Raw genomic sequence first — 16107 nt, forward strand, 5'->3', positions numbered from 1 at the left:
TCCGGAGGCGCCGATGTCCCAAGTCTTCTCCGAAGAGACCCATCGCAACCTGCTCTCCCGCATCCCTCACTGCACCGGTCGTGAAGTCGCCGACTGGCTTCGCACCGTCGACGAAGGACCGTCCCTGTTCCGTTTCGAGGAGAAGGTCAGCTGGCTCCGGAGCGAACACAATCTCGCGTACGGCCATGCGAAAGCGATCATCCATGAGTACGACCTGAGGAGGGCGGCCCGCAAGCTGCTCTAGGTCGGGTTGCCAGGCCGCGGCACGGCCTGGCGGAACCGGCTCGAGGACGAGCGAAGGGCCCGCCCGGCGGATGCCGGGCGGGCCCTTCGTCGGTTCACCGGACGGCCGTGCGGCCGCCCGGGCGTCAGTCGTCGCCCTGCAGGATCGACAGCAGACGCAGCATCTCCAGGTAGATCCACACCAGGGTCATGGTGAGGCCGAAGGCGGCCAGCCAGGACTCCTCGCGGGGAGCGCCGTAGTTGATGCCGTCCTCGACCTGCTTGAAGTCCAGGGCGAGGAAGCAGGCACCGAGGATGATGCCGATGACACCGAACAGGATGCCGAGGCCACCGCTGCGGAAGCCGAGCCCGTCGCCGCCGCCGAAGACGGCGAACAGCAGGTTGACGGCCATCAGCAGCAGGAAGCCCATCGCGGCCGCCATCACGAAGCCGTAGAAACGGCGGGTGACGCGGATCCAGCGCATCTTGTACGCGAACAGCACACCGGCGAAGACCGCCATCGTGCCGAGCACGGCCTGGGCGACCACGCCGTCCGCGATGTAGGTGGAGACCGCGCTGGAGATCACACCGAGGAAGACACCCTCGAACGCCGCGTAGGCGAGGATCAGCGCGGGCGACGGCTTGCGCTTGAAGGACTGGACGAGCCCGAGCACCAGCGCCACCAGCGCGGCGCCGATGGCGATGCCGTACGACTTGCCGATGTTGGCCGGGTCGACGGGCAGGAGCACCCACGACAGGATCGCCGTGAGCACGACGGTGCCGAGCGTCATGGCGGTGCGCGCCACGACGTCGTCCATCGTCATCACGTTGGTGCGGGCGGGCGCCTGCGGCGGGGCACCCAGCTGGGCGTCCGCGGGCGCGTAGGGGTTGGTGGCGTACGGGTTCCCCGCGCCCTGGGCGTACGGGTTGCCGCCGACTGCGGGGCCCCCGGCCTGCGGCGCGGTGTTGAAGCCCGCGTAGCCGTTGTCGCGGCTGAACCCCCGTCGCGAGAAGACCGGGTTGCTGCTCCTCATCTCACTCCTCCATGGCCGCCCTGCGCGGCCTTGACACAAGAGTAATGCGGGGGCAAAGACCTCGGACTAGTGCTGAAGGAGGATCTTTCCTCGATCGTGACTGACCGGTCGCTCCGGACCCCGCCGTGCTCTCTCTCCTTCCCCTACAGCCAGTGAATGGACTCACTCATTCCCGGGTCGGCGAGGTTCACGCCGGAAGCGCTGCCGGGGAGTACCGGCGGAGGGAGCGGGCAGGAGTCCTGGCGGGTCGGGGAGGCGCCGGCGGGAACGGGCCGGCTTCGGTCCGGCCGCACCGACGGCCACGCGGGCGCGAGCAAGCATTCAAGAATTCAATGATTGCCGCTCGCGCCGCAGACGCATGAACGTGCCCGGAGCCGGACTCGAACCGGCACGGCCCGAAGGCCAGCGAGGTTTAAGCTCGCCGTGTCTGCATTCCACCATCCGGGCTGGTTGCGCGGTCCTGCTTACGCGGCTCTGCGTTCGCACACGAGCCTATCCGTACGGCTCACCCCAACAGCGGAACACCGACCCGATGTTGTCTTATTTTATTGACGCCTGAGGGTGCGTCAGCCCCCGTGAGCGGCTGTTTGCACCTGCCGAGACGCGCTCCTCACGGACCCGGTGCCACCCGTGGGAATGACGGAAAGTCGCCGCCCGGGCACACCCCGGACAACCCGCAGGCGGAGGCCGGGAAACGCGCGCCGGACCCGGAGGCGGCCCCGGGGGCGCCGTCATACCAAAGGAGGACGGGGGTGCCGCCCCGTCAGACCCGAGAGGGCCACGGGAACGGGCACCGGGACGGACGATCCGGCGGGGTCGCGGGCAGCACGATGGTGCGGTCCCCACGAACGCCGTGACAGGAGAGCCGACTCGTGACCACCACACCCACCGCCGCCCGCGCCACCGCGGTGGCCGCCCGCGCCATGGATCTGTCCAAGGTCTACGGGGAGGGCGAGACCCAGGTGGTCGCCCTCGACCGGGTCACCGTGGACTTCCGTCAGGGGGAGTTCACCGCGATCATGGGCCCGTCCGGCTCCGGCAAGTCGACGCTGATGCACTGCGTCGCCGGCCTCGACAGCTTCAGCGGCGGTTCGGTGCGGATCGGCGAGACCGAGCTCGGCTCGCTCAAGGACAAGCAGCTGACCCAGCTGCGCCGCGACAAGATCGGCTTCATCTTCCAGGCCTTCAACCTGCTGCCGACGCTGACGGCCCTGGAGAACATCACGCTCCCCATGGACATCGCCGGCCGCAAGCCCGACCAGCAGTGGCTGCAGCTCGTCATCGACATGGTGGGACTCTCCGGGCGCCTCGGCCACCGGCCCACCCAGCTGTCCGGAGGCCAGCAGCAGCGCGTCGCCGTCGCCCGCGCGCTCGCCTCCCGCCCCGAGATCATCTTCGGCGACGAGCCGACCGGGAACCTCGACTCCCGGTCCGGCGCCGAGGTCCTGGGCTTCCTGCGCAACTCGGTACGGGAACTGGGCCAGACCGTCGTGATGGTGACGCACGACCCGGTGGCGGCCTCGTACGCGGACCGCGTCATCTTCCTCGCCGACGGCCGGATCGTGGACGAGATGATCGCCCCGAGCGCCGACGGCGTCCTGGACCGCATGAAGGAGTTCGACGCCAAGGGCCGGACCAGCTGACCCACGGCTCCACCGCAGACTTCCGGCCCTCACCTCAGGACTGACTCACACCATGTTCCGTACCGCCTTGCGCAATGTGCTCGCGCACAAGGCCAGGCTGCTGATGACCGTGCTCGCCGTGATGCTCGGCGTGGCGTTCGTCTCCGGCACCCTGGTCTTCGCCGACACCCTCTCCAACGCCTTCCGCAACCAGTCGGCCAAGAGCTACGACGACGTCGCCGTGGCCGTCACCTCGTACGCCGACGAGAACGACGCCGAGCAGGAGCCCGGCCTCTCCGAGAAGACCCTCGGCAAGGTGGCCGCGCTGGACGGCGTCGCCGCCGCCCACGGCCGGGTCGACGGCTTCGCCGGGGTCGCCGATCCCGACGGCAGGCTGATCGGCGTCGGCTGGTCGAACAAGGGCTCCAACTTCGCCCCCGGCAAGGACGGCAAGGACCCCGCCTACACCTTCACCGACGGCAGCGGTCCCGCGAAGGCCGACCAGATCGCCCTGGACGCCGACAGCGCCGCCACGGGCAAGTACGCGGTCGGCGACCGGGTCCGCGTCGCCACCAACGGTCCGGTGAAGGAGTACACCCTCAGCGGTGTCTTCACCACCAGGGACGGTGCCGTGAACGCCGGCGGCAGCCTGGTCCTCTTCGACACCGACGTGGCCCAGAAGCTCTATCTGAAGCCCGGCTACTACCGGGACATCACCGTCACCGCGGCACCCGGCGCGGACGACGCGAGGATCCTCGACGCGGTGAAGCCGCTGCTGCCGGAGAACGCCGAGGCGCAGACCGGAACGGCGCTCGCCGACAAGCAGGCCGCGGACATCGAGGAGGGGCTCGGCGCCCTCAAGCAGATCCTGCTCGGCTTCGCCGGCATCGCGCTCTTCGTCGGCGTCTTCCTGATCTCCAACACCTTCACGATGCTGGTCGCCCAGCGCACCAGGGAGCTGGCCCTGATGCGGGCCGTCGGCGCCTCCCGCCGGCAGATCACCCGCTCGGTGCTGATCGAGGCCGCGATCGTCGGCGCCGTGGCCTCGGCCGTCGGCTTCGTCCTCGGCATCGGGCTGACGATGGGTCTGCGCTCGGGAATGGCCGCCTTCGGCATGAAGGTGCCGGACGGGCCGCTCGTGATCTCCGCGACGCCGGTGATCGCCGCGTTCGCCGTCGGTGTCCTCGTCACCATGTTCGCCGCGTGGCTGCCGGGACGCCGGGCCGCGAAGATCCCGCCGGTCGCGGCCATGGGCAGCGTCCACGCGGCGGCCAGCGTCAAGTCGCTGGTGCTGCGCAACTCCATCGGAAGCGTCCTGACGGGTCTCGGCGGCGGCGGCATCGTCTGGGGCGCCTCCGCCGCCGGCGACACCGGGCGGATGCTGATCGCGGCAGGCGCCTTCCTCGCGCTGATCGGCGTGATCGTGCTGATCCCGCAGCTCTCGCGGCCCGTCATCGCCCTCGTACGGCCGCTGCTCGTCGGCGTCTTCTCCGTGGCCGGCAAGCTCGCCGGGCGGAACGCGGTCCGCAACCCGCGGCGCACCGGTGCCACGGCCTCCGCACTCGCGATCGGACTGACCCTGGTCACCGGCCTCTCCGTCCTCGGCGTCACCGTCGGCAGGGCCGTCGACAAGATGACGACGGACAACATCAAGGCCGACTACATGGTCACGATGGCCAACGGCGGGGACCTCGACCAGTCCGCGCTGGCCGCGCTGGAGAAGGCCCCGGGCGTCTCGGCGGTCTCCCCCCAGCAGGCCGTGTACTTCGAGGTGAAGGGCGACTTCGCGTCCGCGTCGGCGGTCACGCCCGGTGCCATCGAGAAGGTCCTGAACGTCGAGGTCGTGAACGGCAGCCTGGACACCCTCGCGAAGGGGGGCATCGCGGTCGCGGAGAAGACGGCCACGAAGAAGGGCTGGAAGGTCGGCGACACCCTTCCCGTCACCTTCAACGACAAGAAGAAGGGCAGCCTGGAGGTCGGCGCGGTCTTCAAGGACAGCGAGTTCCTCTCGCCGGTCCTGGTGAGCACCGAGGTCGCCAACCCGCACGAGGTGAAGCCGTACATCCCTGAGATCTTCGTGAAGACGGACGGCGGCCAGAGCGAGGCGAACGAGAAGGCCCTGATCGACGCGCTGGGCGACAACCCCGCCATCGCGGTGATGGACCGGCAGGACATCCGCGACCAGTTCGGCGGCATGATCAACACCATGCTGAACATCATGTACGGCCTGCTCGCGATGGCTCTGATCATCGCGGTGCTCGGGGTGGTCAACACCCTGGCGATGTCCGTCTTCGAGCGGCAGCAGGAGATCGGCATGCTGCGCGCGATCGGTCTGGACCGGCGCCGGGTCAAGCGGATGGTCCGCCTGGAGGCCGTCGTCATCTCCCTGTTCGGCGCGGTCGTCGGCATCGGCCTCGGCTCGTTCCTCGGCTGGGCGATCGGCGAGACCTTCCGGGACAAGATCCCGGGTTACGCCCTGGTCCTGCCCTGGGACCGCATCGGCCTCTTCCTGGTGCTCGCGGGACTGGTGGGCGTGCTCGCCGCGATGTGGCCGGCCCGCAGCGCCGCGCGGCTGAACATGCTGACCGCGATCAAGACCGAGTAGCGCACCGAGGACGGTACGGACACGCGCCCGGGCCGGGCCCCGTGACGGGGCCCGGCCCGGGCGCGTACGGGGCCGGGGCAACGCCCCGGCCCCCGGTCTCAGCTGCCCCCCGCCTCCGTCCATCTGCGTGCCCTCAGCGGCATGCCCGAGTCCCCGCCGTCCCGGCTCTTCACCGCCAGGATCTGGTTGACCCCGATCCTGTTGCGCTCGAAGGCGACGGCCGACGCGGCCATGTAGAGCCGCCAGATCCGCATACGGCCCGGCGAGGAGTGACGCACCGCCCGCTTCCGGTCGGACTCGAGGTTCGCCACCCAGGCGCGCAGGGTGAGGGCGTAGTGCTCGCGGAGGGACTCGACGTCGCGGGCCTCGAAACCGGCCTCCTCCAGGATGGACAGGGTCCGCCCGAGCGGTGCCAGCTCTCCGTCGGGGAAGACGTACGCGTCGATGAAGTCGTCCACGCGGTAGGCGTCTTCGTCCTGCTCGGGGCGGCGCGCGATCTGGTGGTTGAGGAGTCTGCCGCCGGGCTTCAGCAGGCCGTGGAGCACGTCGGCGTACTCCCGGTACCGGACGGAGCCGACGTGCTCGGCCATGCCGATGGACGAAATCGCGTCGAACGGACCGTCCTTGACGTCCCGGTAGTCCTGGACCCGGATCTCGATGCGGTCGGTCAGTCCCTCCTCGGCGATCCGCTTGCGGGCGTACGCGGCCTGCTCCCGCGACAGCGTGACCCCGGTGACCCGGGCGCCGTACTCCCGGGCCGCGTGGATCGCCATCGAGCCCCAGCCGCAGCCGACGTCCAGCAGCCGGTCGCCTTCCCGCAGGGCGAGCTTGCGGCAGACGAGGTCGAGCTTGTCGCGCTGTGCGTCCTCGAGCGAACCCCCGTCCTGCCAGTAGGCGCACGAGTAGACCATCGAGGGGCCGAGCACCTGCTCGTAGAACGCGTTGCCGACGTCGTAGTGGTGGCTGATCGCCTGCCGGTCGCGCGACCTCGTGTGCAGCGGGCCCCGGCGGCCCGCGATCTCCTCCGCGGGCGGCGGCACCGGCAGCCAGGAGCGGGGCCCGGCGAGGGCGACCAGCTCCCGGACGGCCGAGCGGACCCGTGGATCGCCCAGTGAGCGCAGCCCGGGGCCGGGCTCGGAACGCTCCCAGATCAGCCCCGCGAGTGCCCCCAGGGCCTCGTACAGATCGCCCTCGACGTCGATCTCCCCGGCCACCCAGCCGCGGGCCAGGCCGAGTTCGCCGGGCTTCCACAGCAGCCTGCGCAGGGCGCGTGGGTGCCGGACGACGAGGACCGGGCCCTCGGCGGGACCGGACTCGCTTCCGTCCCAGGCCCTGAGGCGGACCGGGGGCGGTGCCCCCAGCAGTTCCTCGGCGAGAGCGGTGAGCCGCGAAGCGGCATCGGCCATGGCGCACACCTCCGTGATCGCTGTTTGACGGAAATGCCCAACACCACGTAAACACCCTCGACGTGCGGACGCAGTCCCCCTGGTGGGCAAATGGACGGCAAAACAGACAACTTCCCCGTACGGAGCGTGCCCAAAGTACGCCGAAGGGGCCGTCCGCACCACGGATGGCGGACGGCCCCTTCGGGGGGGTACTACAGCGGGGGAATCAGGACGCCTTGGCCTTCTCCGGGGCGGGCTGGGCCACCGCCGGGGCCGGCTTGGCGGCCTCGTAGAACTCCTCGCGCGGCGACTCGATCGCGCCCAGCGAGACGACCTCGCGCTTGAGGAACATCGCGAGGGTCCAGTCGGCGAAGACGCGGATCTTGCGGTTCCAGGTCGGCATCGCCATGCCGTGGTAGCCACGGTGCATGTACCAGGCCAGCCGGCCCTTGAGCTTGATCTTGATCTTGCCCATGACGATCATCGCGACGCCCTTGTGCAGGCCGAGACCGGCGACCGCACCCTTGTTGGCGTGGCTGTACTCCTTCTGCGGGAAGCCCCGCATACCGGAGATCACGTTGTCGCCGAGGACCTTCGCCTGACGCAGCGCGTGCTGGGCGTTCGGCGGGCACCAGGCGTTCTCGACACCGGCCTTGCGGGCGGCGATGTCCGGCACCTGGGCGTTGTCGCCCGCGGCCCAGATGTAGTCCGTGCCCTGGACCTGGAGCGTCGGCTGGGTGTCCACGTGGCCGCGCGGGCCGAGCGGCAGGCCGTAGCGGGCCAGGGCCGGGTTCGGCTTCACGCCGGCGGTCCAGACGATGGTGTTGGAGTCGACCTCGAGGCCGTTCTTCAGCACCACGTGGCCGTCCACGCAGGAGTCCATGGACGTGTTGAGGTAGATCTCGATGCCGCGGGCCTCGAGGTGCTCCTTGCCGTACTTGCCGAGCTTGGGGCCGACCTCGGGAAGGATCTTGTCCGCGGCGTCGACGAGGACGAAGCGCATGTCCTCGCGCTTGATGCTCTTGTAGTACTTGACCGCGTCGCGGGCCAGGTCCTCGACCTCGCCTATGGTCTCGGCGCCCGCGAAGCCGCCTCCGACGAAGACGAAGGTCAGCGCCTTGCGGCGGACCTCCTCGTCGGTGGTGGAGTCGGCCTTGTCCAGCTGCTCGAGGACGTGGTTGCGCAGGCCGATGGCCTCCTCGATGCCCTTCATGCCGATGCCCTGCTCGGCGAGGCCGGGGATCGGGAAGGTGCGGGAGACCGCGCCGAGCGCGATGACCAGGTAGTCGAAGGGGAGCTCGTAGGCCTCGCCGACGAGCGGCGCGACCGTGGCGACCTTGCGGTCCTGATCGATGGTGGTGACCCGGCCGGTGAGTACCTCGGCCTTGGGCAGCACACGTCGCAGCGGGACGACGACGTGCCGCGGCGAGATGCTGCCGGCGGCGGCTTCGGGGAGGAAGGGCTGGTACGTCATGTACGACCGCGGGTCGACGACCGTGACGGTCGCCTCCCCGTACCGCATCTTCTTCAGAATGCGACGAGCTGCGTACAGGCCTACGTACCCACCGCCTACTACGAGGATCCTGGGACGCTCCGTGGTGCTCATGCCATCGAGTATCCACCCCCCTCGGAGGGGGTGCTCGTGAGCCCCTTCACAAGCATGGGGGGACCCTCTGCTACACTCCGCCGCCCACGTGACCGAGGTCATGGCACGTCACGGGAACCCGGGTGTAACGGGAGACGTTGTGAAGGCCCGCTGAGCTGGCCCCACGCTCCCCCCGCAAGGTGAACCGGGGCCCTTTTTCATGTGTACGCAATACGACGGTCACCTGCCGGAGGGCGGGCCGACGGGCCGAGTTGGACACAAAAACAGGCCCGGCGAGCCCTCTGGGGGCACTTTCGACGGCCGGTCGGGCCCATTTCCTTGTGAAGAACTTCACGAACTTTCTCGCGGAGGGCGCGCCGACGGCCGGAAAACGCCCCCGAAAGCCCCGACGCGCCCCCTGCGGCCCTGCGCTCGGGCGAGAGGAGGCGATGGCGTCGAGGGTCGCGCACGAAGGTCACACGGTGGGCGCGCAACTCCACGCGATGCCGTCGAGGATGTCGTGCTCCGAGACGACGACCTCCGGCACCCCGGCCCGGTCCATGATCGCGAGCAGCACCAGGGCCCCCGCCATGATCACGTCCACCCGTCCCGGGTGCATGACCGGGATCGCGGCGCGCTCGTCGTGGGTGGACCGGATCAGCCGCTCGGTGATCTCCGCGACCCGGTCCCGGGAGACGCGGGAGTGGTGGATCGCCTCGGAGTCGTACGCGTCGAGGCCCAGGGCGATCCCGGCGACGGTGGTCACCGAGCCGGCCAGGCCGACCAGGATGCCCGCCTCGCGCACGGGCACGACCTCCTCCGCCAGGTCCAGCGCCGCCTCGATGTCCGCGCGGACGGCAGCGATCTCCTCCGGCTCCGGCGGGTCGCTGCGCACATGACGCTCGGTCAGCCGGACACAGCCGATGTCGACGGAGCGGGCCGCCTCGACGTGCCCGCGGCCGATGACGAACTCGGTCGAGCCGCCGCCGATGTCCACGACGAGCCGCTCCTCGTGGCCCGGCAGTTCCCTGGTGGCGCCGGTGAAGGAGAACTCGGCCTCCTGGTCGCCGGTGATCACCTCGGGCTCGACCCCGAGGATGCCGACGACGCCGTCCACGAACTCGTCGCGGTTCTCCGCGTCCCGGGAGGCGGAGGTCGCCACGAAGCGGATCCTCTCCGCCCCGTGCTCCTTGATGATCCCCGCGTACTCCCGGCAGGCCGCGAAGGTGCGCTCCAGGGCCTCGGGGGCGAGCCGGCCGGTGCGGTCGACGCCCTGCCCGAGCCGGACGACGGTCATCCGTCGGTCCAGTTCGGTCAGTTCACCGGTGGAGGCGTCCACGTCGGCGATGAGCAGACGGATCGAGTTCGTGCCGCAGTCGACGGCGGCGACGCGGGTCACGCGCCGTCCTCCGCACCCGTGTTCGCGCCCCCGCCCGCGCCGGGGGCCGCGCAGCCCCCCGCTCCGGCGGTCACGCACGGGCCCTTCGCCCACCACTCCGGGAGCATCGCGATGGCCTCGTCGCCCAGGGGGTTCACCCCGGGGCCGGCCGCGAGCGAGTGGGCGACCAGGACGTGCAGGCACTTCACCCGGTCCGGCATGCCGCCGGCGCTCGGGAAGTTCTTCAGTTCCTCGATCTCGTCCCGGCGCCGGATGTAGTCCTCGTGCGCCGCGCGGTACGCCGCCGCCAGCTCGGGATCGCCCTGCAGGCGCTCGGTCATCTCCTTCATGACGCCGTTCGCCTCCAGCGTGCCGATGGCCGAGGCCGCACGCGGACAGGTCAGGTAGTACAGCGTCGGGAAGGGCGTGCCGTCCTCCAGCCGCGGTGCCGTCTCGACCACGTCGGGCCGGCCGCAGGGGCAGCGGTGGGCGATGGCCCGCAGACCGCGCGGCGGGCGGCCGAGCTGCTCCTCGAACGCGGCGATGTCCTCCGCGGTGGGCGGGGTGGGCGCGGTGGTAGGCGGTGGCGTGTCCATGGGATGTGTATGTCTCTTCGTCGGTTCCGTGTCTTGGCTAGCGTCGCGCGTCGGCGCGGTCCACGCCGTCCCAGACGTTCGAGTACCAGGGACGGCCGACACCGGCGTCCTCGGCACGGGGCTTCCGGGCCGCCCGCGGGTCGACCACGATGTACCCGGTCTCGCCGGGCAGGACCATGTGCAGGTGCTCACGGGCCAGCCGCATGACGTACGCGTCGTCCTGGAGGCGGGCCTTCTCGTCGCGCAGCCGCTCCACCCGTTCCCGGGCCGCGGCGGCGAGCCGCTGCTGCTCGGCGATCTCGTTCTGCTGCGACACGTACGCCCGCATCGGATAGGCGAGCGCGACGATCATCGAGCATACGACGAGGGCGAGGAAGGCGGCCCGGCCGGTGAGCCGGGAGCGGCGGGCCTGGCGGCGGGTCTGCGAACGGTAGACGCGGGCGGCGGTCTGCTCACCGAGCAGCCGCAGCCTGGTCGCGGTGGAGAACCGGTCCCGGGCCATCAGTGCGCCTCCCCTTCACGTGCGTACGTCCCCGCACACGGTACGGGACCGTGTGCGGGGACGTACGCAACCCGCGACCCCGCCGGAGCCGGTGCCCGGCGGAGTCGTCCGGACTCAGCCCTTGAAGCGCGGGAACGCGCTGCGGCCGGCGTACACCGCGGCGTCGTCGAGGATCTCCTCGATGCGCAGGAGCTGGTTGTACTTGGCGACGCGCTCGGAACGGGCCGGGGCACCGGTCTTGATCTGGCCGCAGTTGGTGGCGACGGCCAAGTCGGCGATGGTGACGTCCTCGGTCTCGCCGGACCGGTGGGACATCATGCACTTGAAGCCGTTGCGCTGGGCCAGCTCGACGGCGTCGAGGGTCTCGGTCAGCGAACCGATCTGGTTGACCTTGACCAGGAGGGCGTTGGCGGCGGCCTCGTCGATGCCGCGGGCGAGACGCTCGGGGTTGGTCACGAACAGGTCGTCGCCGACCAGCTGGACCTTGGCGCCGAGCTTGTCGGTGATCGTCTTCCAGCCGTCCCAATCGTCCTCGAACAGCGGGTCCTCGATGGAGACCAGCGGGTAGGCGGAGACGAGCTCCTCGTAGTACTCGGTCATCTCGGCGGCCGAGCGGGCCTTGCCCTCGAACTCGTAGGCGCCGTCCTTGTAGAACTCGGAGGCGGCGACGTCGAGCGCGAGCGCGATGTCCTTGCCGGGCGTGTAGCCGGCCTTCTTGATCGCCTCGAGGATGAGGTCGAGGGCCTCGCGGTTGGAGCCCAGGTTCGGCGCGAAGCCGCCCTCGTCGCCGAGGCCGGTGGAGAGCCCCTTCTCCTTCAGCACCTTCTTCAGGGTGTGGTACACCTCGGTGCCCCAGCGCAGGGCCTCGGAGAAGGACTCGGCGCCGATGGGCGCGATCATGAACTCCTGGATGTCCACGTTGGAGTCGGCGTGCGAGCCGCCGTTCAGGATGTTCATCATCGGAACGGGCAGCAGGTGCGCGTTCGGACCGCCGAGGTAGCGGAACAGCGGCAGGTCGGACGCCTCGGAGGCGGCGTGCGCGACGGCGAGGGAGACGCCGAGGATCGCGTTGGCGCCGAGGGAGGACTTGTCCGGGGTGGCGTCGAGGTCGAACATCGCCTGGTCGATCAGGCGCTGCTCGGTCGCGTCGTAGCCGACGAGCTCGGGGCCGATCTGCTCGATGACGGCGAGGACGGCCTTCTCCACACCCTTGCCCAGGTAGCGGTTCGGGTCACCGTCGCGGAGCTCGAGGGCCTCGAAGGCGCCGGTGGACGCACCGGACGGAACGGCAGCACGGCCGGTGCTGCCGTCGTCGAGGCCGACCTCGACCTCGACCGTGGGGTTGCCTCGGGAGTCCAGGATTTCCCGGGCTACGACGACGTCGATGGACGGCACGAGCATCTCCTTCTGGGATGTGACGCGTGAGGTGACACAAGCGGAGCCGTGTCGGTGCAGGGTCCCTTTGGCCTTGCGGCAAGAGCCTAACCGCCTGGGGGGCGTCGTCCGGCAGATGCCCGCCCCGTGGGACGAAAAAGCGGACCGGACGGACAAAACCCCCGAGCCGGGGACCTCTCCGTACCCGCGGGACCGCGGGGAGCAGGGGGATGCCGCACCGGGCCGGGGGCCGGGGAGGGGGGTGCGCCGCCCGGTGGTCCGCCGGGACCACCGGGCGACGGCCACCCCCGGGGACCGCGGGGTCCCCGGGGCCGAGCGTCAGCTCAGGTGGAGCTTCTGGCCGGGGTGGATGACGTTCGCGTCGTCGACGACGTCCTTGTTGAGCTCGAACAGCTTCTTCCAGCCGCCCTTGACCTTCTCGGCCTCGGCGATCCTGCTGAGGGTGTCGCCGGCCTTGACCGTGTACTCGCCGTCGCCCTTCTTGACCGGGGCGGCCGCGCGCTCGGAGCGGCTGGTCGGGGCTTCGGCCCGCTTCGGGGCCGCCGGCTTGGCCTTCGGCTCGGCGGCCTTCGGGGCGGCCGGGGCGGCGCCGTCGTACGCGGCGTTCGACAGGCCCGTGCCGCAGTTCGGCCAGGCACCCTTGCCCTGGCCCGCCAGGACCTTCTCGGCGACCTGGATCTGCTGCGACTTGCTGGCCCGGTCGGCGGTGGCGGCGAACGCGGTGCCCCCGTAGGCGGCCCAGGTCGAGGCCGAGAACTGCAGCCCGCCGTAGTAGCCGTTGCCGGTGTTGATCGACCAGTTGCCGCCGGACTCGCACTGGGCGACGGCGTCCCACTCGGAGGCGGTGGCGGCGGACGCGGTGCCCGAGGCCATCAGCGGGGCGGCGATGGCGACGCCGGTGACACCGGCGAGCGTGGCGACACGGGTGGACCGCTGGAAGACCGTCGGGCGACGGTGCTTGCCCTTGCCGGAAAGCAGCATCGAAGTTCTCCTCACCGACGCCTGCGAGGTGAGCTGTCGGGTTCGGGCCGATGTGGTGCCCGGCCGTGCGCGAACGCACGGCTCCACCCCTAGCCGGGCAGCCCTCATCGGGTCTGTCCGGCACTTACCTTGGGTCCCCCGCTCCTGCCTTCGGCGCTTGCGCGACGACTGTTCCCGACGGCCGCCGGCAGGATTCGGCGTGCGGTCGACGGGGCCCGCGTTGCGAGCGGTTCAGACCGTAGACACACGTCTCCCCGATGTTCAAAGACGAACATCGGGGAGAAATCGCCCAAATCTGATGGGGCAACATGTCCGTTTTCGCAGGTGAGAGCCGTGATGGCCGGAGTTGACCGCCGAGCGGCGCCGGTTGACCGGAAGAGACGCTTGTCTCACTCACGCAGAACCGGACATAAGCACCCGAACTACTCCTTCAACTGCCCCTTCCCCAGGGCCAGATCGAGGCTCTGGCCAGGCAGGATGAGGTCCTCGTCGGAGCCGACGACCTCCCGGTTCGCCTCGTAGAGGGCGGGCCAGCCGCCGGGCACCTGGTTCGCTTCGGCGATCGACGAGAGGTTGTCGCCGGTGCGGACGACGTACTCATCTCCCGTGGTGGCGCCGTCTCGTGCCGATCCGTCACCCCGTGAGGCATGACGACCTGATTCACGCTCATCGCCCGAATTGCCCGGCTCATCCCCTTCGGTGGCGGGGTTGCCCCGGTGCTTGCCGGAGCCCGACTCCGCGGCGGCGGCGCCGGACGCCCCGGCGTTCCCGCCGGAGCCTCCGGCGGAGCCGGCCGCCTCCGAGGGCTCGGACGACTCCGACGGCGATCCGGACGGCTCGGACGGGGACCCGCCACCGGCCGGCTCGGCCCCGGCGGGCGAGGAGCTCCCGGCGTCCGGCTCGGGCGAGACGTCGGCCCCGTCGCCGAACGACGGGTCCTTCACGAGGTCGCCCAGCGGATCGACGGACGGGGTACCGGCGGGCTCGGAGTCACCGGCGGCCAGACCCGTGATGGCGGCGCAGCTCTGCCAGGCGGCGGCACCCTGGGCGGCGAGCACCATCTCGGCGACGGAGATCTGCTGGGAGCGGTCGGCGAGGTCGGGGCGCGGCGCGTAGGCGGTGCCGCCGTACGCCTCCCAGGTCTCCTGGGACATCTGCAGACCGCCGTAGTAACCGTTGCCGAGGTTGGCGCTCCAGTCGCCGCCGCTCTCGCAGTCGGCGACGCGGTTCCAGGTGGCGGTGTCGGCGGCGGAGGCGGACCCCGCGCCGAGCAGCGGGATGGCGATGGCCGATCCGGTCACCCCTGCCGCGACGATGAGAGCGGGGGCCTGACGAGGTCGGCGGTGTCGGCCGTTCCCGGACAGCATGCGGTGTGCCTTCCGTGTGACTACAGAAAACTCCTCAGGTTGTCGTGGCGGTTGAAACCTCGATGACCCGGAGTCGGGGTGAACGTAGCCGCACTCCAACCTCAGTCACAAGTCGATGCAGCGGAGATCACGTAAAAGTCACAGTCTTGACTGACCGTCAGATTCAACGAGGGGTGAATTCAACGGGCAGAGTGCGCAATCCGCGCATGATGAGCCCCCCACGCCACCGCAATTCCGACGGATCGACCGCAAGCCGCAAGTCGGGCAGCCGGCTGAGGACGGTCGCGAGGGCCGTCTGCCCCTCCAGCCGCGCGAGCGGCGCCCCCAGGCAGTAGTGGATGCCGTGTCCGTACCCGAGGTGCTGGTTGTCGCGCCGGGCGAGATCGAGGGTGTCGGGCTCCGCGAACCGCTCCGGGTCGCGGTCCGCGGCGGCGAGCACGACGAGGACGGGGTCCCCGGCGGCGATGTCCCGGCCGCCGAGCGTCAGCGGCTCGGTCGCGTACCGCCAGGTGGCGAGTTCGACCGGTCCGTCGTAGCGGAGCAGTTCCTCGACACCGGTGGCGAGCAGGCCGGTCTCACCGGCGGCCAGCGATTCCTGGAGCCGCCGCCGCTGCCCCGGATTGCGCAGCAGCGCGTACATGCCGTTCCCGATGAGGTTCACCGTGGTCTCGAACCCGGCGAAGAGAAGGATGAAGGCCATCGCCGCGGCCTCGTTCTCGGTGAGGTGCTCCCCGTGGTCGGACGCCTTGATGAGTCCCGAGATGAGGTCGTCGCCGGGGGCTTCGCGCTTGCGGTGGATCAGGTCGGCGAGATAGCCGCGCATCTTCTTCACGGACCGGGCGACACCGCCGCGCGGGCCCCCGCCGTGACGGATCATCATCCCCGCCCAGTCCCGGAAGTCGTCCTGGTCCTCGCGCGGGACGCCGAGCATGTCGCAGATGGCGTGGATGGGGAGGGGGAAGGCGAACTCGTGGATGAGGTCCGCACTTCCCCGCTGTGCGAAGCCGTCGATGAGTCCGTCCGTCAGCTCCTGGACCCGCGGTGCGAATTCGGCCACCCGGCGGGGGGTGAACGCCTTCGACACGAGCCTCCGCAGCCGGGTGTGGTCGGGCGGGTCGATGTTCAGCAGATGCGTCATCAGCTCCGCCTTGCGCTCCCCCGGGATCCCCGTCTTCCCCTTCGCGTGCGCGGGCTCGTCGTGGTGCGCCGGGTTCTTGCTCAGCCGCTGGTCCGCGAGGGCCTGCCGGGCGTCCGCGTACCGGGTCACCAGCCATGCCTCCACCCCGCTGGGCAGCCGGGTCCGGTGCACGGGCGCGTGCTCGCGGAGCCAGGCGTAGGCCGGGTACGGGTCGGTGGCGAACTCCCAGGTGAAGAGCTCGGGGGCGTCGGGGACGCGGGACGGCTGGTCGTGCATGGGTCGACGTTAACCCGCGCG

13 protein-coding genes, 1 tRNA gene and 1 riboswitch are annotated in these 16107 nt (G+C 70.5%); of the genes, 3 read left to right on the top strand and 11 right to left on the bottom strand.

The features are described from left to right. Positions 1 to 13: 13 nt before the first annotated feature. Positions 14 to 244 (top strand): DUF4287 domain-containing protein, encoded by a 231-nt coding sequence (locus QRN89_RS14000; RefSeq protein ID WP_290349703.1) that lies wholly within the window; start codon positions 14 to 16, stop codon positions 242 to 244. Between the two features lie 124 nt (positions 245 to 368). Here QRN89_RS14000 and QRN89_RS14005 read toward each other — a convergent pair whose 3' ends face one another. Beyond that, entirely contained in the window at positions 369 to 1256 is an 888-nt protein-coding gene (locus QRN89_RS14005) for a Bax inhibitor-1/YccA family protein (RefSeq protein WP_093655859.1), read from the bottom strand. Between the two features lie 365 nt (positions 1257 to 1621). Next, a tRNA-Leu gene (locus QRN89_RS14010) sits at positions 1622 to 1703 on the bottom strand. 425 nt (positions 1704 to 2128) lie between these two features. On the opposite strand from QRN89_RS14010, the gene QRN89_RS14015 reads away from it, so the two are divergent. Next, positions 2129 to 2899, top strand: coding sequence for an ABC transporter ATP-binding protein (locus QRN89_RS14015; protein WP_290349704.1), 771 nt, complete (start codon positions 2129 to 2131; stop codon positions 2897 to 2899). A gap of 52 nt (positions 2900 to 2951) precedes the next feature. Further along, positions 2952 to 5483 (top strand): ABC transporter permease, encoded by a 2532-nt coding sequence (locus QRN89_RS14020; protein ID WP_290349705.1) that lies wholly within the window; start codon positions 2952 to 2954, stop codon positions 5481 to 5483. 98 nt (positions 5484 to 5581) lie between these two features. Here the strand turns inward: QRN89_RS14020 and QRN89_RS14025 are convergent, their stop codons facing one another. The 9 genes from QRN89_RS14025 to QRN89_RS14065 form a co-directional block, all read right to left on the bottom strand. Further along, positions 5582 to 6889, bottom strand: coding sequence for a class I SAM-dependent methyltransferase (locus QRN89_RS14025; RefSeq protein ID WP_290349706.1), 1308 nt, complete (start codon positions 6887 to 6889; stop codon positions 5582 to 5584). Between the two features lie 205 nt (positions 6890 to 7094). Then, positions 7095 to 8474 (bottom strand): NAD(P)/FAD-dependent oxidoreductase, encoded by a 1380-nt coding sequence (locus QRN89_RS14030; protein WP_290349707.1) that lies wholly within the window; start codon positions 8472 to 8474, stop codon positions 7095 to 7097. A 454-nt stretch (positions 8475 to 8928) separates the two neighbouring features. After that, positions 8929 to 9852, bottom strand: coding sequence for a Ppx/GppA phosphatase family protein (locus QRN89_RS14035; protein WP_290349708.1), 924 nt, complete (start codon positions 9850 to 9852; stop codon positions 8929 to 8931). Continuing rightward, positions 9849 to 10427 (bottom strand): DUF501 domain-containing protein, encoded by a 579-nt coding sequence (locus tag QRN89_RS14040; protein WP_290349709.1) that lies wholly within the window; start codon positions 10425 to 10427, stop codon positions 9849 to 9851. The genes QRN89_RS14035 and QRN89_RS14040 overlap by 4 nt, the downstream gene beginning before the upstream one ends. 37 nt (positions 10428 to 10464) lie before the next feature. Then, the gene (locus QRN89_RS14045) at positions 10465 to 10929 is read right to left on the bottom strand and encodes an FtsB family cell division protein (RefSeq protein ID WP_290349710.1); all 465 of its coding nucleotides are present in this window, start codon (positions 10927 to 10929) and stop codon (positions 10465 to 10467) included. A gap of 114 nt (positions 10930 to 11043) precedes the next feature. Then, positions 11044 to 12324, bottom strand: a complete 1281-nt coding sequence (eno, locus tag QRN89_RS14050) for a phosphopyruvate hydratase (RefSeq protein WP_290349711.1) — start codon at positions 12322 to 12324, stop codon at positions 11044 to 11046. A gap of 318 nt (positions 12325 to 12642) precedes the next feature. Further along, entirely contained in the window at positions 12643 to 13305 is a 663-nt protein-coding gene (locus QRN89_RS14055; RefSeq protein WP_290349712.1) for a transglycosylase family protein, read from the bottom strand. Positions 13306 to 13308: 3 nt separating this feature from the next. Beyond that, positions 13309 to 13471, bottom strand: a riboswitch (cyclic di-AMP (ydaO/yuaA leader). A gap of 256 nt (positions 13472 to 13727) precedes the next feature. Then, a complete protein-coding gene (locus QRN89_RS14060) occupies positions 13728 to 14672 on the bottom strand; it encodes a transglycosylase family protein (protein WP_290349714.1) in 945 nt (314 codons plus the stop codon). Positions 14673 to 14835: 163 nt separating this feature from the next. Next, positions 14836 to 16086 carry a cytochrome P450 family protein gene (locus QRN89_RS14065; RefSeq protein ID WP_290349715.1) on the bottom strand — a complete coding sequence of 417 codons (1251 nt, stop codon included), beginning with the start codon at positions 16084 to 16086 and terminating at the stop codon, positions 14836 to 14838. Between the last annotated feature and the right edge of the window lie 21 nt (positions 16087 to 16107).

Origin of the sequence: Streptomyces sp. HUAS CB01 (assembly GCF_030406905.1) — a bacterium.
Classification (GTDB): Bacteria; Actinomycetota; Actinomycetes; order Streptomycetales; family Streptomycetaceae; genus Streptomyces; species Streptomyces chengbuensis.